General features: G+C 36.1%; 23 protein-coding genes. 6 read left to right on the forward strand and 17 right to left on the reverse strand.

The window, feature by feature from the left end:
• Positions 1-108: 108 nt before the first annotated feature.
• The 5 genes from pfkA to ACKPCA_RS17640 all read right to left on the reverse strand — a co-directional run bounded on the left by pfkA (position 109) and on the right by ACKPCA_RS17640 (position 5,309).
• A complete protein-coding gene (gene pfkA / locus ACKPCA_RS17620; protein ID WP_321280235.1) occupies positions 109-1,956 on the reverse strand; it encodes a 6-phosphofructokinase in 1,848 nt (615 codons plus the stop codon).
• Positions 1,957-1,976: 20 nt separating this feature from the next.
• The gene (gene cmk, locus ACKPCA_RS17625; protein WP_321280236.1) at positions 1,977-2,672 is read right to left on the reverse strand and encodes a (d)CMP kinase; all 696 of its coding nucleotides are present in this window, start codon (positions 2,670-2,672) and stop codon (positions 1,977-1,979) included.
• A 136-nt stretch (positions 2,673-2,808) separates the two neighbouring features.
• Positions 2,809-3,840: a type IX secretion system protein PorQ gene (gene porQ, locus ACKPCA_RS17630; RefSeq protein WP_321280237.1), complete on the reverse strand. Its 1,032-nt coding sequence runs from the start codon at positions 3,838-3,840 to the stop codon at positions 2,809-2,811.
• 58 nt (positions 3,841-3,898) lie between these two features.
• Positions 3,899-4,405 (reverse strand): YkgJ family cysteine cluster protein, encoded by a 507-nt coding sequence (locus tag ACKPCA_RS17635; RefSeq protein ID WP_321280238.1) that lies wholly within the window; start codon positions 4,403-4,405, stop codon positions 3,899-3,901.
• 4 nt (positions 4,406-4,409) lie between these two features.
• Positions 4,410-5,309, reverse strand: coding sequence for a DMT family transporter (locus ACKPCA_RS17640; RefSeq protein ID WP_321280239.1), 900 nt, complete (start codon positions 5,307-5,309; stop codon positions 4,410-4,412).
• Between the two features lie 207 nt (positions 5,310-5,516).
• On the opposite strand from ACKPCA_RS17640, the gene ACKPCA_RS17645 reads away from it, so the two are divergent.
• Positions 5,517-6,155, forward strand: a complete 639-nt coding sequence (locus tag ACKPCA_RS17645) for a DUF2975 domain-containing protein (protein ID WP_321280240.1) — start codon at positions 5,517-5,519, stop codon at positions 6,153-6,155.
• A 10-nt stretch (positions 6,156-6,165) separates the two neighbouring features.
• Positions 6,166-6,369: a helix-turn-helix domain-containing protein gene (locus ACKPCA_RS17650; protein WP_110361114.1), complete on the forward strand. Its 204-nt coding sequence runs from the start codon at positions 6,166-6,168 to the stop codon at positions 6,367-6,369.
• Here the strand turns inward: ACKPCA_RS17650 and ACKPCA_RS17655 are convergent, their stop codons facing one another.
• From ACKPCA_RS17655 to ACKPCA_RS17695, 9 genes are all read right to left on the reverse strand, one after another.
• Positions 6,370-6,750, reverse strand: a complete 381-nt coding sequence (locus tag ACKPCA_RS17655) for a DUF1801 domain-containing protein (RefSeq protein ID WP_321280241.1) — start codon at positions 6,748-6,750, stop codon at positions 6,370-6,372. It lies immediately after the preceding gene.
• Between the two features lie 649 nt (positions 6,751-7,399).
• The gene (locus tag ACKPCA_RS17660; protein ID WP_321280242.1) at positions 7,400-8,125 is read right to left on the reverse strand and encodes a sulfite exporter TauE/SafE family protein; all 726 of its coding nucleotides are present in this window, start codon (positions 8,123-8,125) and stop codon (positions 7,400-7,402) included.
• A 10-nt stretch (positions 8,126-8,135) separates the two neighbouring features.
• On the reverse strand, positions 8,136-8,582 hold the full coding sequence (locus tag ACKPCA_RS17665; RefSeq protein WP_321280243.1) for a FixH family protein: 447 nt from the start codon (positions 8,580-8,582) through the stop codon (positions 8,136-8,138).
• A 30-nt stretch (positions 8,583-8,612) separates the two neighbouring features.
• Complete coding sequence (ccoG, locus tag ACKPCA_RS17670) at positions 8,613-10,055, reverse strand: cytochrome c oxidase accessory protein CcoG (protein WP_321280244.1); 1,443 nt, start codon at positions 10,053-10,055, stop codon at positions 8,613-8,615.
• Between the two features lie 52 nt (positions 10,056-10,107).
• Positions 10,108-10,671, reverse strand: a complete 564-nt coding sequence (locus tag ACKPCA_RS17675) for a cbb3-type cytochrome c oxidase N-terminal domain-containing protein (RefSeq protein WP_321280245.1) — start codon at positions 10,669-10,671, stop codon at positions 10,108-10,110.
• A 16-nt stretch (positions 10,672-10,687) separates the two neighbouring features.
• Positions 10,688-10,888, reverse strand: a complete 201-nt coding sequence (locus tag ACKPCA_RS17680; RefSeq protein WP_054717007.1) for a cbb3-type cytochrome oxidase subunit 3 — start codon at positions 10,886-10,888, stop codon at positions 10,688-10,690.
• Between the two features lie 81 nt (positions 10,889-10,969).
• Positions 10,970-13,114 carry a cytochrome-c oxidase, cbb3-type subunit I gene (gene ccoN, locus ACKPCA_RS17685; protein ID WP_321280246.1) on the reverse strand — a complete coding sequence of 715 codons (2,145 nt, stop codon included), beginning with the start codon at positions 13,112-13,114 and terminating at the stop codon, positions 10,970-10,972.
• A gap of 4 nt (positions 13,115-13,118) precedes the next feature.
• Entirely contained in the window at positions 13,119-13,319 is a 201-nt protein-coding gene (gene ccoS, locus ACKPCA_RS17690; protein WP_054717010.1) for a cbb3-type cytochrome oxidase assembly protein CcoS, read from the reverse strand.
• A gap of 5 nt (positions 13,320-13,324) precedes the next feature.
• Positions 13,325-15,796: a heavy metal translocating P-type ATPase gene (locus ACKPCA_RS17695; RefSeq protein WP_321280247.1), complete on the reverse strand. Its 2,472-nt coding sequence runs from the start codon at positions 15,794-15,796 to the stop codon at positions 13,325-13,327.
• A 37-nt stretch (positions 15,797-15,833) separates the two neighbouring features.
• Between ACKPCA_RS17695 and ACKPCA_RS17700 the strand changes: the two genes are divergently transcribed.
• Positions 15,834-15,971 (forward strand): hypothetical protein, encoded by a 138-nt coding sequence (locus tag ACKPCA_RS17700; RefSeq protein WP_321280248.1) that lies wholly within the window; start codon positions 15,834-15,836, stop codon positions 15,969-15,971.
• On the opposite strand, the gene ACKPCA_RS17705 is transcribed toward ACKPCA_RS17700, so the two are convergent.
• From ACKPCA_RS17705 to ACKPCA_RS17715, 3 genes are read right to left on the reverse strand one after another with little or no spacing between them, the layout of a single operon-like run.
• Positions 15,968-16,891 (reverse strand): c-type cytochrome, encoded by a 924-nt coding sequence (locus tag ACKPCA_RS17705; protein ID WP_321280249.1) that lies wholly within the window; start codon positions 16,889-16,891, stop codon positions 15,968-15,970. The genes ACKPCA_RS17700 and ACKPCA_RS17705 overlap by 4 nt on opposite strands.
• A 12-nt stretch (positions 16,892-16,903) precedes the next feature.
• Positions 16,904-18,244 carry an NrfD/PsrC family molybdoenzyme membrane anchor subunit gene (gene nrfD / locus ACKPCA_RS17710; RefSeq protein ID WP_321280250.1) on the reverse strand — a complete coding sequence of 447 codons (1,341 nt, stop codon included), beginning with the start codon at positions 18,242-18,244 and terminating at the stop codon, positions 16,904-16,906.
• A 49-nt stretch (positions 18,245-18,293) separates the two neighbouring features.
• Positions 18,294-19,229: a 4Fe-4S dicluster domain-containing protein gene (locus ACKPCA_RS17715; protein ID WP_054717021.1), complete on the reverse strand. Its 936-nt coding sequence runs from the start codon at positions 19,227-19,229 to the stop codon at positions 18,294-18,296.
• A gap of 678 nt (positions 19,230-19,907) precedes the next feature.
• On the opposite strand from ACKPCA_RS17715, the gene ACKPCA_RS17720 reads away from it, so the two are divergent.
• From ACKPCA_RS17720 to cydB, 3 genes are read left to right on the forward strand one after another with little or no spacing between them, the layout of a single operon-like run.
• Entirely contained in the window at positions 19,908-20,102 is a 195-nt protein-coding gene (locus tag ACKPCA_RS17720; RefSeq protein WP_211334452.1) for a DUF4492 domain-containing protein, read from the forward strand.
• 4 nt (positions 20,103-20,106) lie between these two features.
• Positions 20,107-21,660 carry a cytochrome ubiquinol oxidase subunit I gene (locus tag ACKPCA_RS17725; RefSeq protein WP_321280253.1) on the forward strand — a complete coding sequence of 518 codons (1,554 nt, stop codon included), beginning with the start codon at positions 20,107-20,109 and terminating at the stop codon, positions 21,658-21,660.
• 2 nt (positions 21,661-21,662) lie between these two features.
• Entirely contained in the window at positions 21,663-22,796 is a 1,134-nt protein-coding gene (gene cydB / locus ACKPCA_RS17730) for a cytochrome d ubiquinol oxidase subunit II (RefSeq protein WP_321280254.1), read from the forward strand.
• Positions 22,797-22,974: the final 178 nt, after the last annotated feature.

A 22,974-nucleotide genomic window follows, 5' to 3' on the forward strand; every position in this document is an offset into this window, starting at 1 on the left:
AATGTCGACTATTTTCGAATCTCTCAATATTCTCCTATAAAAGTCTATCGGCATTAACCATTGTAAATACAAAACTCGCTAAAGCTTCATTTTGTATAACAATTGGTTTTAGATAGAAAGGATTTCGTTGATACGCAAGTATGTATCCTTAACTTTCTTTTTGTTCTTAATGGTTTTGTTGAAAGGAACATGAGTAACTTCACCATGAACCATTCCTACCATGATACTTTTTTGATCATCCAACAATGCTTCAACGGCAGCAACACCCAATGTAGAAGCAGTTACACGGTCGAATGCTGATGGAGAACCACCACGCTGCATGTGACCAAGTACTGATACACGAATGTCATATTCAGGATGTTCTTTTTCAATTTCTTTGGCAATAGTGTACGCACCTCCGGATTTGTCACCTTCAGCAACAATTACAATACCACTTGACTTGTGCTCTTTATAACCTTTTTCAAGATAAGCTTGTAATTCTTTTGCGTGAGTTTCTTTTTCAGGTATCAAAATAGCTTCAGCACCAGTTGCAATACCACTGCGCAAAGCAATAAAACCAGCATCACGACCCATTACTTCAATAAAGAATAAACGGTTGTGAGCACTTGCCGTATCACGAATTTTATCAACAGCATCAATTACAGTATTGATTGCAGTATCATACCCAATGGTGTAATCGGTACCAAATAAGTCGTTATCAATAGTTCCTGGGATACCAACAACTGGAATATCGTGCTCTTGTGTAAAGATACGAGCTCCCGAAAAAGTACCATCACCACCGATTACTACCAAAGCATCGATTTTGTTATCAAGCATTTGCTGATAAGCTTTTTGTCTTCCCTCTACGGTTCTAAACTCCTCGCTTCTTGCGGAACGAAGAATAGTTCCTCCTTTTTGAAGGATGTTACTAACATCATGAGATTTCATTTTTTTGAAATCACCATTGATAAGACCTTCATAACCTTGTTTAATACCTACAACTTCAAGTTTGTTGAAGATTGCAGTTCGAACAACTGCTCGAATCGCCGCGTTCATGCCCGGAGCATCACCTCCTGATGTAAGTACACCAATTTTCTTAATTCTTGACATGCTAATATTTATTTTATTTTCAAGTTTGATTTTTTCAGTAATTTCGTTCATTAACCAAGCAGGAGTAGATGTTGCTCCACTAACACCAACAGATTTTGCATTGGCAAACCAACTAACATCAATATCCTGTGGTTCTGATATGAAATAACTATTTCGATTCATGCCTTTGCAAACATCGAATAGTAATTTTCCATTTGAACTCTTTTTCCCGCTTACGAAAACAATTACATCATGTTTTTGCGCAAACTCTTTTATTAGAGGCACTCGATTTGCAACTTTACGACATATTGTATCATGAGCTTTAAACGGAGCCTTCATTATTTTTTGTAATTCTTCACGAAGCAAATTAAACCCTTCCAGAGTTTTTGTTGTTTGTGAGAACAATTCTGCTGGTAAATCCAGATTAACTGATTTTAGGTCTTTTGTTGTTTCAATAACAATTGCCTTGCCATTGGTTTGGCCTACCAAGCCATTTACTTCGGCATGACCTTTTTTTCCGTAAATGAGGATTTGACCATTTACTTCTTTAAGTTCGCGGAATGCCTTCTTAATTCTTTTTTGAAGGTTTAAAACTACAGGACAAGTGGCATCGACTATTTCAACCTTATTCTTTTTTGCAATTCGATAAGATGTTGGTGGTTCGCCATGCGCACGGAACAGTACTTTCTTTTCCTTTATTCCTTTGAACTCATCATGTTCGATTGTTTGTAATCCTAAATCATTTAAACGGTTAACCTCAATGCTATTATGAACGATATCACCAATGCAATACAGTTGACCATCTTGACTTAAACATTCTTCAGCTTTGTTTATAGCATTTACTACACCAAAACAAAAACCTGCATTAGGATCGATTTCAATCTTCATTTCTTCTCTCTTAAAGATAATTAAACGACTTCGTTCATTCTTTCAACAATCCAATCTAATTGCTCTTCTTTGCTAAGTTTGCTATTGTTAAGAACGATAGCATCCTCAGCCTTGCGCAACGGACTTTCATCTCTGTTTTCATCGATAAAGTCTCTCTTCTTCACATTTTCACGAATATCATTTAATGATACTTCTTCGCCTTTATCCTTAAGTTCCTTGTATCGACGGATTGCTCTTACCTCAACATCGGCAGTCATGAATATTTTTAAATCGGCATTTGGAAATACAACAGTCCCAATATCTCTACCGTCCATTATTACGCCACCTTCTTTGCTCAATTCGCGCTGAAAAGCAACCATTTTTTCGCGAACAAACTTAATTTTTGCAATCAAGCTTACGTTGTTTGATACAGCTAAAGAACGAATTTCATCTTCAACCAATTCACCATTTAAATAGGTTTCATGACGTTGTTTTTCATCATTGTATTGGAATGATATTGAAACCTGATCAATTAAATGACTTAGTTTGTTCTCGTCTACCTTGTCGTTATTTATTAGAGCGTTTCGCATTGCAAAAAGAGTTACAACTCGATACATTGCTCCACTGTCGATATAAGTGTAATTTATTTTTTTTGCTAAATCTTTGGCTACAGTGCTTTTACCACACGAAGAGTGGCCATCGATTGCTATAATTAATTTCTTTTCAGATATATTCATTATTTAGTATTGCTGGAAAAGTTTGTGCAATTGCGTACAAAAGTAGTAAGAAAATCGATCAAAAATAGGATTCATGATCTAAAAATGCTGCCTACTCGTCTGTAAACGATTGCAATGCAGCTTTCCAAAAATGCTTTTATCTGAAATTAAAGTCGCTAAGTCTCGTACTAACAGAAAAATGATTGCTTGTACCAGCAAGATGATATTTTGCGGAAGCAAAATTTATACGAAATCGTGACACTTTGAAGCCAAAACCCCAGGTGAAACCTACTGTTGACTTTTTTTCTTCTACGCTCAATTCATCTCGGCGCTGGAAGTTATATCCCAATCGAACAGCGAAATTTTTTGTAGGAAGAAATTCTGCACCAAGAATTAAATGTTTTAATGCCTTGTCAACAAATCCATCTTCCGATGATTGATATGAAAAAGCATCATCAACTTTGTTCAAATTGGATTGATAAGATTGATCTAATTTTTCCAAATGGCGATAGGTGAGGGCAAATCGGAAAGGAGCGTGTTGCAGTTTAGTGCTCATCCCGATAAGTATTTCATTAGGCAAATCTTCACGGTGCGAACCGTAATAAGGTTTAATTTGGTATCCAAAATTTCGGGCAACCAATGCTGCTCTAAAAAGTTTATCGGAACTATCGTAAATAATTGCTAAATCGGTAGCTAAACCAAAAGAATTGTATTTTTCTAAAGAAGAGTAAATGGGTTTTAGGGTTAACCCTACACTAAGGTTTTTGTTTATTTGTTTTCCGTAACTAATAAAAAGCGCATAGTCTGATGCCTTAAATTTACCCTTGATATTACCAAATTCGTCGGCCTCGGTAAATTTTCCATAATTTACGTAGTGCATTCCAAGCGAGAATGTACCAATACCTTTATAGGTTTTGGTATATGAAGCATATCCATAATTGATATCGGCCAAATAACTTACATAGTTCAAATTGATCGACTGATCTAATTCAGGATGCAAAGCTGCAGGATTGTAAAAGGCATAATCGGCATCCACATTTCCCAAAGCGATTTGATCTCCACCTAAAGCTGCTACACGAGCTGAGCTTCCCAAGTTAAGGAATTCATAAATATTCTCTCCGGCCGACTGACTGTATGCCTGAAGACTGGAAAGTAATAGGATTAGGTATAAGACAAGAGATCTGTTCATGTTTAATATTAGGAAATCTAAAGATATAAATCCGAATTGAAATTTATACGGATAAAGTTTACAATTGATCTTTTTTCTTCTTTAATCGATCGGTTACCTCGTAAACTGCCGGGCAATAATGTATGTTTTTTAGTGTTAGGTTTAGGATTTGGTAAAAGCGTTTTCTATCGGTGTGTGGATATTCTCGGCAAGCCCTTGGGCGACTTTCGTATACCATGCAATAATTATCGGGCATAAGGAATGGGCAAGGAGCTTCGCGAAATACAAAGTCGTTGTCATTGTCCATTTCCAGGTATTGATCAATTACTTCGGATGGTTTCATTCGCAAATGCTTGGCCAAACGCTCAATGTCTTTATCGATAATGATTGGGCTAATGCTTTTGCAGCAATTGGCACATTCAAGACAATCCAATTCTTCGAAGACTTCATCGTGAAGTGCATGAACAATGATATCCAATTGTTTTGGTTTCTTCTTTTTAAGTTTGGCAAAAAACTCTTTGGTATCGCTCTCGGTGTTCTTGGCTTTTACCTTCAACTGCTCTAAATCAATCTTTATTTTGCTCATGAAATTACTTCTTAACTTTTGAGAATTTTAGTTTGGCCTGCGATAAGAACAAACCTGATATCACAATTGAAATTCCTAATATTTTTTGAAATGTAAGACTTTCGTTTAATACAAAAAAGGCAAAAATAGCCGTAAATACAGGAATTACGTTGATAAATAAATTCGACATATTAATACCCAAATGCTTTAACCCATAGGTGAAGAATATAAATGCCAAAGAGGAAGCAAAAACAGCCAATTCAATTAAAGCAATCCATACTTCGGTTGTAGGTTCTGCATTCAAAAAATGATTCAATTCAAAGGTAAGGAACAATGGTAAAAAGAAGGCGATACCAATTAAATTTTGGTAAGATATCAGTGTAAGCGGATTGTATTTTGTAGCCAAATTTTTTAGTACAATTGAATAGCCAATTGCCGCAGCAACCGCAACAAACATTAATGCAATTCCTTGAGGGGAAGCTACCAAGTCGAATTGCTTATTGAAAATGATGACTCCTACTCCAACTACTGAAAACAAAATTCCCAATGCAATTTTTGGGCTGATCCTTTCTTTGTGGAACAAATAGGCTGCAATTGGGGAAAACAATGGAATGGTTGAAATGATTACTGCACCAAGAGTGGAAGAGACAAGTTTTAACCCAAAACTTTCGCCTAAGAAATATAGGAATGGTTCGAAAAATGCGAGCAAAACCAGATAGATTCTATCTTCTTTTTGAACGCCTTGAATTCTTTTTAAACTTTTGCCAATAAGAAATAATAAGGCAGAAGAGATACTTAGGCGAAGAAACACTGTTGTGATTGGATTGTAAACCAAGTACACAATTTTTACCCATACAAAAGAAAAACTCCAAAAAAGCATTGCCAATACAATACTGGCATATACCATAAGAGACTGTTTGTTCATTTTCAGTTGGCTTGAGAAATTTGAGCCGAAATTACATATAATTATCGAGGAATAATAAATAAGTATATGGACAGGTTTTATAGGAACTTGAGAGTTTTTTTATTATTGAAAAAGGAAATAAAATTATCGAAAAACAATAAAAAAGAATTGAAAAACAAAAAATAATTACTTAGGTTTGTATTAGTAAGCTATACTAAATCTAATCCTATGAAAAAGAATAATCGATTATTGAAGCACTTGTATTCTACGTTTTATTTGTTTTATATTCTTAGTGTTCTTGGTTTGGCAGGAACAATTGTTTTCATTCCATTAAATTTAATTATTGGATGGGATTCAACGAGTCAATTAGAGTTCAGTTTGATAAGTAGTTATTTAGAACTTCCTATAAATTATACATTAATTGGAGATTCAGCATTTAAAGGAGTCGGGATGGTTGAAGTAATGCCAGAATCTTTTATTACTAGTGATATGGGGTATAGATTCTTAGCCTTTTTAAATAATATTGCGATGTTTTTGTGTGCTTTTTTTGTTACAAAACAATTTAAAGATATATTTCATACTTTATCGGTGAGCCAATCAATGAGAGAGTTTTTTGTAGATGTAAATTATATGCGAATCAGGAAAATAGCTTTTATTACTTTAGCATATATTTTATATCAATTTCTTGTGGCTGTAGTTTTCTCTTATTTTCTTGTGGAAGACATTTATGTGATGGGTAAGTTAATTCATTTACATCCCGATTATTTTAATTTATTAGGTATACTTTCGTTTCTTATCACTTTAGTAATCGCAGAAGTCTACAAAGCTGGAATAAAGCTAAAAGAAGAGAGCGAATTAACCATTTAAAAGAATAGATATGCCAATAATAACAAACTTGGATGTAATGCTAGCCAAACGCAAAATGAGTTCGAAGGAGCTTGCTGAGCGTATCGGTATTACTGTGGCTAATTTATCGATTCTTAAAAGTGGCAAGGCTAAGGCTATTCGCTTTTCTACGCTTGAGGCAATTTGTCGTGAATTGGAATGTAAGCCTGGTGATATCTTGGATTTTACTGAATAGTTACTTCTTGTCTCTGCCGAACCACTTTTTTGTATAGGGAACGGTATCATCAATCAAAAGAGCTTCTTGAATGAGAAGCATTACATCCTGATTGATATCTGTAAGTTTGGAAAGGCAAATGCTCCCAACCATTTTTCTATCTCTGAAGTCGAGTTGTTTGTTCTCATCGGCGAACTCAATGGCTCTGGTAAAAGATAGGTCTACAGAGCCATTCTTATTAGGGAGTAAATAACAAATCCAGGCTTTGCGGTAATAAAACGGAACTTTGTATCGGTATTTGGCTACAACGTGAGGGAAAGACATCATCAAGTTATGAAGCTGCAAGAGAATTTCTCTTTGTTCCCCCTCAAAATTGTAGATGTATTCTTCGACTTTATCCATAAAGAGCTTTTGAATTCCATTGTTTAAGTATTCTGCTTAAATATACAAAACTTCTTAGGTCATAAACTCTATTGAATGAACCTCAAGATCTATTTCTAGGAGCTAAAAGTGTATCGATTAGATTCGAAAGTATATTTCCAAGAGTTGAAAGTGTACCGAATCGATCAGAAAGGGCATTGATTGGAACATGAAGCCTATTACATTAATTTGAAAGTGCATCGATATCTTCTCAAAGTCCATTTCTCGAAGTCGAAAGTATAAAGATTAAAACTGGAATATCATTTCTTGAATTTAAGGTTCTATATCTTGAAGGTGGAAGTCTATAGATTAGAACTTGAAGTCAAGTTCTTCTGGCAGAAAGTCAATAGATTGAGCAGTGAACTCTATTTCTTAGAGTTGGAAGCCTACTTCTTGAAGCTGAGAAGCTGTTTCTTGCAAATTCCTGCCTATTTCTTTAAGCTTACTCTTTGTTGCTGGCATATTTCAGGCTAGTGTCTCAAATTTTGTATAAACCTTATTTAAATTTAATTCTGTCAGGGTAAGCCAAATGAAAGCCATTTAATATGGCTCCCTAACATTGAATTGGTTTACCCCAGGCACCAGAAGTCTTTATGCATGCCAAATATATTACATTGAGGCACTAGCTTGTTTAATGACAACAAGAAGGCTTTTCTTGTTGAGCTTCTTCAACAGGCACTGTCATTACTTTTTCAGGAGGACTTAGATATGGAATCCCAAGGCTTAAGCCACGAAGAATAAATAACACGCCAATAAATACAATTGCATAAGGAATCAGTTTGGTTATTTTTTTTCGAAGTTCCAATGTAATCATGTTTCCGATAAGAGAAATTGCCAAGAGCATTGGTAGAGTCCCCAGACCGAATATGAACATGAATAGACTACCGCTAACAGAAGATCCAGTTGCGATAGCACCTGCAATGGCAAAATATACCAAGCCACATGGTAATAATCCATTTAGTAGGCCAATCATCAATAATGATCCGTAGCTACGCTGGGCAAATAGTTTTCCCAAGGACATTTTTAATTTGCCTACGAACGAGAACACACCTTTATCGGCATTGAATCGATTTTTATAGATTGATGGTGTAATTACGGAAAGAATCATGATGGCTCCCATAATTATGGACACCCACTGTTGAAATCCACTCATTACCAATCCGCGACCAAGTAACCCAAATACGGCACCCATAATCGCATAGGTAATTGCTCTACCCAAATTGTAAAGTACCCCACCAAAGATTCGTGCTAACCATGAATCGGTTTTTAGTGGAATTGCCAATGCAATAGGGCCACACATTCCAACGCAGTGGAAGCTGCCCAAAAGTCCTAGTGTTAATGCTGATATATATACCATTTTAATTTTTTTACTTACTCAAATAAATCGCCTCTTCCTTATAGTAAGGAATGTTATTATGCACCCAATCTAATTTAATGGTGTATCTGCCTTTAAGCAGCTTATCTGTGTTTAAAATATAAACGCCACTATCGTTTAAGGCTAGTTTGTATTTTAAGTCCAAATCGTAATCGGCAGGTCGGTACACAATAATATCACCTTCTACACCAGATTTCATATTGGCAGGAAATGTGATTTCAATATTATCACCGACTTGTTCAATCCTAACAGGCGTTTCTAACTGTACTGCATTTTTAATCTTATTGATTTGATCCTGATGTTTCACCCCAGTAGGATAGTAATCCTTCGAAACCAGATTTATTTTTTGAGTTGTACTAAATCCAACAAAAATCAATACACCAATTACGTATATCGATGCCATGATTCCCAGTTTTGTTCCCCAATTCAATTTCTTCATTTTTAACCCTCTCTATATTTTATCAGACCATTAATTCGGACCAACAAAAGTTAATTCCACCTCTTCTATCAATTTCTGACCAGCATAAACTCCGATGCTAATAGGTACTTTATCACCTTTAACTTCTGATTTAGGGAGAATGGCGAAAAACACACCTTCTTTTATTGAACTTGCATCAGCTTTTAAGTCTTCACCAATTACCTTAACCTCACCTTCGTGATCCATAATTTTAAAATGAATAGCTACTTCTTTGGTAGTTTTATTCACCACCTTAAAGTTATACATATTGCTGATTTTATCATTGTCTTGCTGCTGAAACATTAAACCCGGAGTACGCAGGATGATTGCTTCCAAATCGGATCTTGAGGCAAACAAACCAATAACAATTCCGATTAAAGCTGTAAGTACAATTGTATAAGCAATTTTACGAATCGGCCAGTTGTTCTTTTTGCCTTCGGCGATATTTTTCTCAGAATCGAAACGAATCAATCCCTTTGGCTTTCCGATCCATTCCATTACCGAATTACATTCATCAATACAAGCAGTACAGTTGATACATTCCAATTGTGTACCATCACGCACATCAATTCCTGTTGGACAAACATCAACGCATTGATAGCAATCTATGCAATCGCCTTTTCCTTCGGCTTCACGATCTTCGCCGGCCTCAAGAGGAGCACGTTCTTCACCACGTTTATAGTCGTAGGCTACAACAATGGTATTCGAATCCAACAAAACTCCTTGCAATCTTCCGTAAGGGCAAATCATTGAACACACTTGTTCGCGTAATTTTGCGAATACAAAGTACATTACACCCGAGAATGCTAATGCCACGATAAGCCCAACTTTATGTTCTGATATAGGATCGTTAATGATTTTCCACAATTCATCTATTCCGATGATATAGCTCAGAAATGTATTTGTGATAAGGAAACAAATAGCATAAAAGAGAATTGCCTTTAAGCTTTTCTTCCAGAACTTTTCAAAGTTGAGTGATTGAGCATCTAGTTTCCTTTGTTCTTGGTGTGATCCTTCAATTAAATATTCAATTTTTCGGAAGATAAACTCCATGAAAACAGTTTGTGGACAAGTCCACCCACACCAAATTCTACCATAACTAACAGTAAAAAACACGATGAAAACAAATAGAGTGATCATCGAAAAAAGAAAGATGTGGAAATCCTGAGGCCAAAATCTTACACCAAATAGAATAAACTTTCGCTCCAGAACATTTAATAGAAACAAGGGTTCACCACCTACTTTTACAAATGGTAAGCCGAACATCAATGCAAGTAGAGTATAGCTTACGATATTTCTGTAATTGTAAAGTTTACCTTTCGGTTTTTGGGCATATACCCATTTTCTTTTTCCACTATCATTCAGTGTTGCCAACTGATCACGATAAGTGTTGTAAGGATTTTCAGGAGCCATGTTGTTTTGTTTATTGATCAGCCCCAAGCTGTCAAGTTTCAAGCCTCAAGTTCATTTTCTTGAAGCTTGTAACTCGAAACTTGTAGCTTATTTTTTATTCTACTAATTCACCTTGAGCTTCTTTTGCATTTGGAGGATTAGTTCCTTGTAAGCTTATGGTGTAGCTAGCAACTTGTAGCATTTGTTCAGGTGAAAGTTGATTTTGCCAGGCTAACATTCCTTTTAGAGGTTTACCTACTTTAATAATATGGTAGACATCTTTTAAAGAACCACCATTTAACCAATATTTGTCGGTAAGGTTTGGTCCGATAGCATTTCCTTCCCCAACTGCACCGTGACAAGCAATACAGTTTTTGTCGTAAATCTCTTTTCCTTTGGCAAGGTTGTCGGCATCTGTCATTAAAACCAATGCATTTTCATCAAACTTAGGTTTTGGTTTGTTGGCTTCTGCCAAGGCGATTTCCTTATTGTATTCCGCAATTTGCAAATCATCTCCAAACACATGGTATCGGAAAATGTAAACTGCCGAAAATACAATGGTTGCATAGAATAGGTATCGCCACCATGTTGGCATTGGATTATTCAATTCTCTGATACCATCGTAATCATGGTCGCTAATCAGGTGTTTGTTTTCTTCAATATATTTATCGTTATCCATTGCTATAGATTTAGGGTCAATTATTATTTATTTCAGAAGAATCCATATCATCTTCATCAAGAGCATAGCTTTCCATTTGAGCGAAGTAGGCTTTGTTACTTTTCTTAAAAGCCCACCAAACCATTCCTGCAAAAAACAGGAAGAAAATCAGTAATGAGATACTTGGAAAGAACCCAACATCTGATATGCCTTGTAAGTAATGACTAACTAATTTCATACTTAATACTTTTAAAGTACAAAGGGAAAAGGTTAAAGCAATGTCTCCAATTACTTTATCCTTTATCCTTATTACTTGTTTTTATTCTTTAACTGATATATCTCTACCCAAACGCTGTAGGTATGCAATCAAAGCAATAATTTCTTTGTCGCTTGTTACATCAATTCCATTTGCGTTCAAATCAGCAGCAATTTCTTTGGCTTGTTTTTTCAAGTCATCATTAGCCACTTGATCGTAGTTTGCAGGATATGGTTCTTCATCGTAAGGAACTCCAAGCGTGATCATTGCTCTGATCTTAGCAGGAGTAGATGATGTATCCAATTCATCTTTAATCAACCAAGGATATTTCGGCATGATTGATTGCGCATTCATCTTTTGAGGATCCAACATGTGGTTGTAATGCCATACATTGGTCTTGTACATTTTTCCTCCAGGTACTCCCGAGCGAGCCAAATCCGGACCAGTACGTTTCGATCCCCAAAGGTGAGGATGATCGTATACAAATTCACCAGCCTTTGAATACTCACCGTAACGTTCCGTTTCAGATCTGAAAGGGCGAACCATTTGTGAGTGACACGTATTACATCCTTCTCGGATATAAATATCACGACCTTGTAGTTCAAGCGGTGTATATGGTTTTACACTTTCAATGGTTGGTACATTTGACTTGATCAAGTATGTTGGAATAATCTCGAAAGCACCACCAATTAAAATTGCCACAGTAGAAAGAACCATGAACTGAACAGGTTTTCTCTCTAACCAACGGTGTAAACCTTCACCTTTTTCACGTTTCTTAGGTGAATGTAATGCAGGAGCCGAAGCTTCTTCATTATCCGAACATTTACCTGATGCAGCAGTCTTAAATAGGTTGTAAACCATTAAGAACAAGCTTGTAAAGTATAGTAATCCACCTAGCACACGTACGTGATACATTGGAAGAATCTGTGTAACGGTTTCAAGGAAGTTAGGATAAGCCAATAATCCGTCAGGAGTAAATTCTTTCCACATTAAAGTTTGAACTACGGCTCCCCAGTACAATGGCAATGCATAAAAAATCATACCTAAGGTTCCCATCCAGAAGTGAGCGTTGGCCAATTTTTCTGAATACAACTTGGTCTTCCACATTTTAGGAAATAGGTAGTAAAGCATACCAAAAGTCAGGAATCCATTCCAACCCATTGCTCCAATGTGAACGTGAGCAATTGTCCAGTCAGTATAATGTGTTAATGAGTTCACCCATTTTAAGGACATCATCGGACCTTCGAAAGTTGACATACCGTAAGCTGTTACGGCAACCACCATAAATTTCAAGGTTGCACTATCGCGAACTTTATCCCATGCACCACGAAGCGTAAGTAATCCGTTGAACATACCACCCCACGATGGAGCAATCAACATGATTGAGAATACAACTCCAAGCGATTGAGCCCAATCAGGAAGTGCAGTATATAACAAGTGGTGAGGACCAGCCCAGATATAAAGGAATACCAATGCCCAAAAGTGAATAATCGATAATCGGTATGAATATACCGGACGATTCGCTGCCTTAGGCAAAAAGTAATACATCAATCCCAAGTAAGGAGTGGTTAGGAAAAATGCCACTGCATTGTGTCCGTACCACCATTGTACCAAAGCATCCTGAACACCAGCATAAACCGGGTAGGACTGAATCCAGCTATAAGGAAGCTCGATTGAGTTACCAATGTGAAGCACTGCAACGGTCACAAAAGTTGCGATGTAGAACCAAATGGAAACATATAGGTGATCGGCCCTACGTCTTAGAATTGTACCAAACATGTTCCATCCAAATACCACCCAAATAATGGTAATTGCGATATCGATTGGCCATTCCAGCTCTGCATATTCTTTACTTGTAGTGATCCCAAGTACAAATGTTACTGCCGCTGAAACGATAATGGCCTGCCATCCCCAAAAGTGAATCCAGCTTAGTTTATCGCTAAACATTCTGGCTTTTAGCAATCGCTGCAGCGAATAGTATACCGCTGCGAAAATCCCGTTCCCAACAAAGGCGAAAATTACCGCATTGGTATGGATTGGACGAATACGTCCGAAAGTGGTGTATTCCAAATTAAAATTAAAAACCGGGAAAGCGAGCTGCAAGGCTGCCAATAACCCCACCAACATTCCGACTACACCCCAAATAATGGTTGCGTAGGCAAAATATTTAACGATTTTGTTATCGTACGAAAAATGTTGTGTTTCCATTAAATTAAGATTTATGGTTCTTCTTTGCTGTATTTTCTAGATCTAATAATTCTTCTGCCTTCTTCTCTTTGTCTTCGAATAAAATTCTTACCGAAGGAGAGTAGGAGTCATCGTATTGCCCTTTTTTAACGGCCCATAGAAATCCAATTAGGAATCCTCCCGCCACTAGCATACTCACACCGATTAAAACGAACAAAACACTCATGTTAATTAATTTAATTGAACAGATTTTGCTGATGCAAAGGCTTTCTGCTCTATATTTTTATTGTCTGTAATTTTATTTTCTGATTCTTTATTTTTTGCAATTAAGTTAGTAGTGATGGTTGTAAAGGCTACAATCGAAACGGAACTAATGGGCATCAACAATGCTGCTACAATAGGAGATAAAATCCCTTGTATGGCAAAATAAAGGCCTACAAAATTGTACAAGAACGACAGTAGGAAGCTTAATTTTACAATCCAAATACTTTTTTTTGTTATCGATAAGAATCGAGTTAGTTCAGAGAACTTTGAGGATTCCAAAATCGCATCACATGCAGGCGAAAAATGGTAAACATCATCGGCAATTGAAATTCCCACATCGCTTGACTTTAAAGCTCCGGCATCATTTAATCCATCACCAATCATCAGTACTTTTTTGCCTTCTTTCTTCAATTGGTTGACATATTCCAATTTATCATTCGGCGATTGATCGTAACGAAGGTTAGATGAGGCAGGGAAAATTTTTTCAAGATTTTCTCTTTCCGCATCATTATCTCCAGTAAGAACATGCAGGTCGTATTTCGATGATAAATTTTTAATCAAGTCTGATAAACCGGTTCTGTATTGATTGCTTAAGGTAAAGTGACCTTTTACATTTCCATCAACCGAGTAGTATACTTCTGTTGTTAATGATTTGCTTTCTGAAATACCTTCAGATATGAATTTAGCTGAACCCAGTTTGATTTCGTGTTCATTTACAAAGCCAGATATTCCCATAGATGGGAGTTCATGATAATCTTCCACCTTCTCAGGACTAATATCTTTTAGATGATCGTAAATTGAAGAGCTTAAGATATGAGTTGAATGTCTGGTTAAAGACTTTACCGCTACATAATCTTCAGTTGTTAGCTTATCACCCTCAAAGGAAATTTTCACTTCATCAGCCTGGGTAATGGTTCCGGTTTTATCGAAAACAATACTTGTGATGGAGTTTAATTTCTCAACCACATGCGAGCCTTTCAAATAAATTCCCAATCGTCCCATTAATCTCATGGTATTACCCAAAGCAAAAGGAGCTGATAATGCCAAAGCACAGGGGCAAGCTACAATCAATACTGATGTAAATGCGAAAACGGCTTTGCTAGTGTCATTAAATAGCCAGTACAATCCACTTAATGCTGCAATGGCAATAATGATTATCGTGAAATGTTTACTGATTTTGTCAATTAAGGAATTCAGCTTTGAGGCTTCACTATTTTCTTCATCAAACTGATTCCAAAGCTGAGTTAAGCGACTTTGAACTACATCTTTTTCGATGGTCAGTTCAATTGCACTACCCATCTGCTTTCCACCAGCAAAAATCTGATCACCAGCTTCCTTAAATACAGGTTTCGATTCTCCTGTCACAAAGCTGTAGTCGATCTGTGCATCACCTTTGGTGAGAATACTATCTGCAGGAATCAATTCCTGATTTCTGATTAGAATAATATCACCTTTTTTCAATTTCTCGATTGGGGTGCTTACTTCCTGTCCATTTTCCATTTTGCTAACGGCAACAGGAAAATAGGAGCGATAATCTCTTTCAAAAGATAAAGCCTGGTAAGTTCTGTTTTGATACCATTTTCCAATCAATAGGAAAAAGATCAGACCAGTAAGGGAATCCATATACCCAGCGCCAGTACCGGAAAAAATTTCATACGAACTTTGAATGAATAGAGTCAAAATTCCTAGTGAAATGGGTACGTCGATATTTACAAAGCGATGTTTAATTGCTTTATATGCTGAAGCTAGGTAATCATTACCACTATACAGAAATACCGGAAGAACCAGGAAGAAATTCATCATTCCAAAGAAGTTTTTGAAATGCGTTTCCAAATATTCATTTCCCGGAACGTATTCGGGCAAGCTCAGCAGCATGATATTTCCAAAACAAAAGCCTGCAATACCTATTTTGTAAAGCAATTTTTTGTTGGCATCCTTGTTTTGTTTTTGCTGAAGCTTGTCCAGAGTAATTTCAGGTACATAGTGAATAGAAGATAGTAATTCAGCCAACTGACGAATACTAACTTGATCGGAATCGAAGGTCAAGCTTACCTCTTTCTTCACAAAATTAACCATCGACTTTAAAACACCCTGATTGAGAATATTTAAATTTTCGAGTAGCCAAATGCAAGAACTACAATGAATAGCCGGAATGTATAAGGTAAGTTTACGGATGTTTCCTTCAGAAAAATCATACAATTGATTGGCAATTTCTTCTTCATCAAGAAATGCAAACTTCTCTTTAAATTTACCGCTCTCGATTTTAATTCCAGGATTGGATTCAAAATCGTAGTACGAACATAGTTCATTCTCGTGCAAAAGCTGATATACAGTTGAACAACCATTGCAACAAAAGGGCTTATCATCCCACATAACAGGATGTTTGCCGCAGTCGTCGCCACAGTGCACACAAATTTGATTTTTTGTTTCTTGCTGCATATTTGCCATCTTGCAGAACGTAATTTAAATTCAGACTATGAGAACAGATTCAAGCTTAATTTATATCGTTGTTGCGATAACCGCTCTTCACTTTCTTGTTGGTATTGGATATCTTCTTTATAAATTGGGAAGATCTTCAAAATCCAAAAAGGAAGAAAGTGAAGAATCAAATTAATCTTTCTTACTGGCCAATTTTGGCAGCTTAATCATTTGGAACAGTACCAAAAAGATTACACTCCAAATACCAACTACACCACCTACAAAAGTCACAATAATCCAGATTGGAGCATTAGCCCTGGTTCCCCACATTGCTCTTTCATCAAGAGGATTAACAGGATCAGTTGGTACACCCAGAGTTACAACTCTGGCTTCTTCCAATTTTCCGTAGAATGCATCATCAGTTACTTTAACAAGCATATTAACTTGTCCTTCTCTGTCTCCAGGAAGATCTTTAGGAAACTGAATCTGAACATCACCTTTTTCGTTGGTGTATGGATCTTCGCCCGAAACATCAAGAAATCCAAAGCTTCTTTTTACCAAGAAACTCATTTCGATACCTTGTAAACCTACACGTTTCCCTGTTTTAGTAACACCACTTAATTTGGCTGACATGTTTTTTTCAGCCTCATTAACTTTTAGTTCTAATTTAACATCAGTAACTTCCGGATTTTTAATCTCAGCAACTTGTTGTCTTTCTTTTTTGTTTTTATCAAATGATCTCAAAAATGTTATGACCATCCATTTGTCTTCATCGCTTAAGGTTTTTTCGAAGGTTGGCATCGCACCTTGTCCTTTATTTACCTTGTAGTAAATTTCTCCATCTGAAGATTGTACAAGGAAATTTTGTGAACCTAAATCGGTGGGAGCAACAGGTGCCAACGGTAGCATATTTGCCATTGTTGGATCACCATGACAAGACTTACAGTTAAGATTGTATATTTTCTTACCTGAGCTAATGTTTTTGGCAGTGGCTTCGTAAGGATTTTGTTTCTTCTTTGCAGAGCTTGGAACCGACCATCCCTGTGCATTTGCTAATGAGCCTGAGAAAATAAAAATCAGGAATAAAGCAGCTATATTTTTAATTGTATTCTTCATGATTCTTTTCGTTTAGGCGTCAATTTTAACTTCAATTCCCTTGCTTTCCGCTGTTTCTACAATAGGAACAACTGGGAAAATTTTAGAAAGTACAGTAATAATCAACAGTACCAATGCAAAACTTAATACTGTTACCGAAACTTCGATTGCAGTAGGATAGTAATGCACGAAGTTCTCTGGAACATTTTGAATTGGTAAATGAGGGTGAAGCAATGTTGGAATTACAATTACATATCGTTTAAACCAAGCTCCGGCCAATACAAACAATGAAATAATCATGATTGGTAAAGGCTTTCTGAATTTTTTATAAACCAATAGAATGATAGGAATAATATTTCCTAGCAATTGAGAAGACCAGAACATGATTGCCCAGTGTCCATAGAATAATTCTTTTAGGTGCACGTCATCACCTGTTTTCATTTTATAGCCAGGAACTAAAAATTCGTTCAGGTTGAAATATAAGTAAACCAAACATACCGCTACCAAAAGCTTACCCATTTTATCGAACTGTAAATCGGTAATATAATCATACAATTTGTAATTTACTCTGAAGAAATACATGGCAATGATTAAGGCCGCAGCTCCTGCAACAAAAGCACCAGCAACGAAATAAGGTCCGAATATGGTAGTATCCCAACCATTTCGCAAGGTTGCTGCAAATAACCAAGAAGTTACCGTGTGAATAGCAAGACCAATTGGAACGATTAGAACCATTAAAGTTCGAATCATCTTATGAAGATGTTTATGCTGTTCAGGTGTGTTAATATATCCCAATGAAAGAATATTATACAACTTCTTCATGATTGGAGAAGCTTTGGTAAGCTCTTTTTTACAGATTGCCAAATCAGGTATCATCGGTAAAATTAGCAACAAGGCACTTACAGTTAGATAAGTAGTGATTACCGTAACATCCCAAAGAATTGGTGACTGGAAACGACCATGAATCATTACATTTAATACTCTGTCTGGTCGCCCCATATCAAGTACAATTACTAAACCGGCAACGGCCACAAAGGCTACGGCTATGATTTCTGCAATTCTGGAGATTGGTGTTATCCAATCGATTCGGAGTAATCCTAAAATTGAGGAAATTAACATCCCAACCAAACTAACCGCTACAAAGAATACAAAGTTGGCAATGTACAATCCCCATGAAACGTAATCTCGCATTCCAGTTACACCTAATCCATCTTTTAACTGAATGTAATAGGCCCAACCGCAAACACTAATTACTGCGATCAAAAATACAATCCAAAGTTCAAGACCTTTGTGGTTTTGCATTGGATGTAGAATGTCTTTTTTTATTTTTTCAAACGAAAGAGTTGTTTCTTTCTGTTTAGGTAAGTCATTCATAAGATTTAGTTATTTAGGGCAAATAATTATCTATTGTTTAATTTGATATTTAGTGAAGATTCTCCTCATTTAGCAAGTCGCCATTAAACTCAAAGGCTCTGTTTTTAGGAGGTAGGTAATATACTCTAGGCTTAGTACCCAATTCTTCCATTAAAGTATAACCAGCGTTTTCTTCTATTAATTTCGAGAAACGAACGGTTTCACCAGTAGTTCCGTTGGTCACAGCATCTTCATTTCTGTCTCCAAAGTAGTATACTCCATTCGGACAGGAAGAAACACATGAAGGAAGTTTATCTTCACGCAATCGGTCTGCACTAAACAAACACTTGCTCACAGTACCTTTTTTCTGAGGAACGTTGGCTTCAATATTATAAGTAAGATCTTTGTACTTCTCAGAATCTTTAGGTTCCGTCCATTGGAAAATTCGAGCAGAATATGGACAAGCTGCAATACAGAATCGGCAACCAATACACCTCTCGTTGTCGATAAGTACGATACCATCCTGACGCTTGAAAGTTGCATCAACAGGACACACTTTTGTGCAAGGAGGATTGTCGCAATGCTGACAAGGTTTTGGCATGAAGTAAGGAGCTGTATGCTCAGCATCTTGCATTTGAAGTACATTGATATGGTGCTGATCTGCTCTTAGCTGGTGGTGATTCTGACAAGCCGCCATGCATTTTCTGGCATTGCGACATTTGCTTAGGTCTATCACCATTACAAATGATTTACCAGGAATACCTTCACGACCTCTTTTTTGAAGTTCATCAAGTGGTTCAGTAACCGTAGGTCGCAATTGGTTTTTATCCACTTGCACAAGCTGCCCGTCTTGTGTAAGCAAATTCACCATTTCTGCTGGTTTTTTGGCTGCTGCTTTAGCTGCTCCAATTAGAGAAAAGCTACTAACAACACCTGCAGCACCAACTGAAATACCAAAACTTTTAAGGAATTTCCTTCTGCTGTTGTTTGATGTTTCTTCTTTCATTATGATATAAGGTTAGTTTTCAAATAAAATATCAATTATGCCATCTAATTGATTGGAATAATTGAGTCTAACAATAGCTCTTTAAAAACATTCTAAATAAGAATAAATAACTCTTGATTTTACTGACTTTAAAGGCTTTTTGTTTAATCTTTTTATGTTTCACCAACGTTTGCGTTGTAACTCAAATATAAAGAAATATATCGAAAACCTGCAGTTGCAATTTGACTTCATTATAGGTCTTCTCTTTTTTATTATTTTAATTCGATTTTAAAAATATTGAGTATAATCTCTTGAATATGTGATTATTGTTGGCTTATGTAATTATTTGTAAAGTCAAAAACCAACATTTAGTGAAATAATCTTTTTCAAGACATTTTATATTGAAAATAGGGTTTGTGTTATTCCTAAAACCTAGATTAACAGGTAGATGTGTAAAATATCACACTGGGTACAATTGCCTGTTTATTAAATGTTTATTGATTTTTTAAATGTGGTTATAAAAAGTATCTATGTTGGAATGCTTGAATGCTTAGGAATATAGTATACATTTGAATAGTTTATTGATAAGCAATAAAAGACGATGAGGTCTTTAATTTATAGGGTGATTTACAAAAGAATAGCAACGCATAAAATCGATGATTATTTATGAAACTACTGTTGTCACTGAAAAAAATATGGATGTTTTATTACGAGGGATTTGCTGGACAAAAATCGTGGAGTAGACAAGTGTGGTTGATTATAATCCTGAAGTTGTTTATTATGTTTTTTGTTTTAAAGCTATTCTTTTTCCCAAATTTTCTAAAAACAAAATACACTAACGATAAGGATCGCGGTGATTACGTGATTGAACAATTAACTAATCCTAAAAAATAGTAATATGATTGAAAACTTCGACATGTCATTGGTCGATTGGTCCAGAGCTCAATTTGCTTTAACTGCAATGTATCATTGGATATTTGTACCATTGACATTGGGTTTGGCTTTCATTATAGCCATAATGGAAACCATCTATGTAAAAACGGGAAATCCGGAATGGAAAAAGATCACAAAGTTTTGGATGACATTGTTTGGAATCAACTTTGCAATTGGTGTTGCTACAGGAATTATTCTTGAATTTGAGTTTGGAACCAACTGGTCGAATTATTCCTGGTTTGTAGGAGATATCTTTGGTGCTCCTTTGGCTGTAGAAGGAATTATGGCTTTTTTCATGGAGTCGACTTTCATTGCAGTGATGTTTTTTGGATGGAACAAGGTAAGCAAGAAGTTTCACCTGATATCTACATGGTTGGTTGCAGTAGGATCAAATCTTTCAGCCTTGTGGATTTTGGTTGCCAATGGATGGATGCAAAATCCGGTAGGAATGAAATTTAATCCTGATACTGCCAGAAACGAAATGGTGAACTTTTGGGATGTTCTTTTCTCACCAACAGCTATTAATAAATTTTTACATACCATCTCATCGGCATATACTTTAGCAGCAGTTTTTGTAATTGGTGTAAGTGCATGGTATTTATTGAAAAAACTGAATGTGACTGTTGCCAAGAAAAGTATTGTGGTTGCAGCTGTGTTTGGTTTAATTACTTCCTTGTTTACTGTAATGACCGGAGACAATTCAGCGCGCGAAATTGTTCGTGATCAGCCTATGAAGTTTGCCGCTATGGAAGGTTTGTATGATGGTTCGAAAGGAGCAGGATTGGTGGCCATAGGAGTAATGTCATCTAGTTCGGAAAGTGGAAATGACAATATGATGGACTTTCATTTTAAATTGGAAATACCAAACTTGCTTTCTTACATGGCATATATGGATGGCGATGCCTTTGTTGCTGGGGTAAATGATGTGATTAATGGATATACGGATAATGACGGCGTTATTCATCCGCCAGTAGCAACTAAAATAGAAATGGGACGCAAGGCCATTCATGCTTTGAAAAACTATAAGCAAGCTCAGAAAGATAAGAATGCAGCTTTGGCACAAACCTCTCTAAATGAGCTGAACGAGAATTTTAAGTATTTTGGTTACGGATATTTCGATGATCCATACAACATTGTCCCTCCAATCTCGATAACATTCTATAGCTTTCACATCATGGTAGGATTGGGAATGTGGTTTTTACTGCTGTTTACATTGGCCTTATTGTTCGTTTATAAAGAATCAATTGTTAGTAAAAAATGGTTTTTACGTTCTGCGATTTGGAGTATTCCATTGGCCTATGTAGCATCACAAAGTGGATGGATTGTTGCAGAAATGGGACGTCAACCTTGGGTTATTCAAGATTTGATGCCTACGCTTAGTGCAGTATCAAATATTGATACAACATCTGTTCAGATCACTTTCTTTTTGTTTTTGATTGTTTTCACAGGTCTTTTAATTGCTGAGATTAAAATCATGTTGAAACAAATAAAACTAGGACCAAATCATGGAGGGCATTAATCATGTTTGAAAATTTATCACATTTAGCATTGCAACAATATTGGTGGGTGATTGACTCACTTTTAGGAAGTATTTTAGTTTTCTTAATGTTTGTTCAAGGAGGCCAGACTTTAATATACAGATTGGGAAAATCTGACGAAGAACGAACACTTTTAATTAATGCTCTAGGACGAAAGTGGGAGTTTACATTTACTACCCTTGTTACATTCGGGGGAGCAATGTTTGCTTCATTTCCATTGTTTTATTCTACCTCTTTTGGTGGTGCCTATTGGGTATGGATGGCTATTCTATTTTGTTTTATCATTCAGGCAGTAGCTTATGAGTTTCGTTCTAAACCTTCAAATGTTTGGGGAGCAAAAACCTTTGAGGTATTTTTGTTTATCAATGGTTTGTTGGGAACAATATTAATTGGAACTGCGGTAGGAACTTTCTTTAATGGAGCAGAATTTACCGTAAACGAATTGAACCAATCAAAATGGGCAAATCCCTATGGTGGATTAGAGGCCGTTTTAAACCTACACAATGTAGCTTTGGGCTTAACGGTTTTCTTTTTGGCGCGTTTGTTGGGAAGCTTATATTTCATGAATAGTATAGAGCATGAAGCAATTTTTAATCGATCGAAAAAGCAGTTGTTGTATTGTGGAATTCCTTTTTTAGTGGTTTTCTTATTTTTTGCCGTTCGCTTATTGGTTATGGATGGTTTTGCAGTTGATGCAGAAACGGGTGTTGTAAGTATGGAAGCATACAAATACTTACACAATTTTCTTGCAATGCCATTGGTGCTGATATTATTCCTTGCAGGTGTTGTGTTGGTGCTGTTTGGTTTGATTAAATCTTATTTAGCTGAGAAATATACAAGAGGAATTTGGTTTACTGGCGGAGGAACAATTCTGGTAGTATTTGCACTTTTCTTGTTGGCAGGGTTTAATCATACTGCTTTTTATCCATCTAATGCTGATTTGCAGTCTTCCTTAACCATTCAGAATGCATCTTCATCGCATTACACTCTAACGGCAATGAGCTATGTATCCTTAATGGTTCCTTTCGTAATTGCCTATATTGTTTGGGCCTGGAGAGCTATCAATAATAAAAAATTAGACTTGGAAGAATTGAGAAGTGAAGATCATTTATACTAAAAATAGAGAATCATGTATTTATCATCAATAATATGGCTTCTTACATGGCCACTCTTAATATATGTAAGTTATAAAGCAGTAAGATATGCTTTAAAAAAGTTTGAATCGAAATTGGAAGAGTAAGATAATTTGATCGGCAATCGTTTAATGATTGCCGATTATTTTATATGGGTTTTTA

Source organism: Marinifilum fragile (assembly GCF_963677365.1).
Lineage (GTDB): Bacteria > Bacteroidota > Bacteroidia > Bacteroidales > Marinifilaceae > Marinifilum > Marinifilum fragile.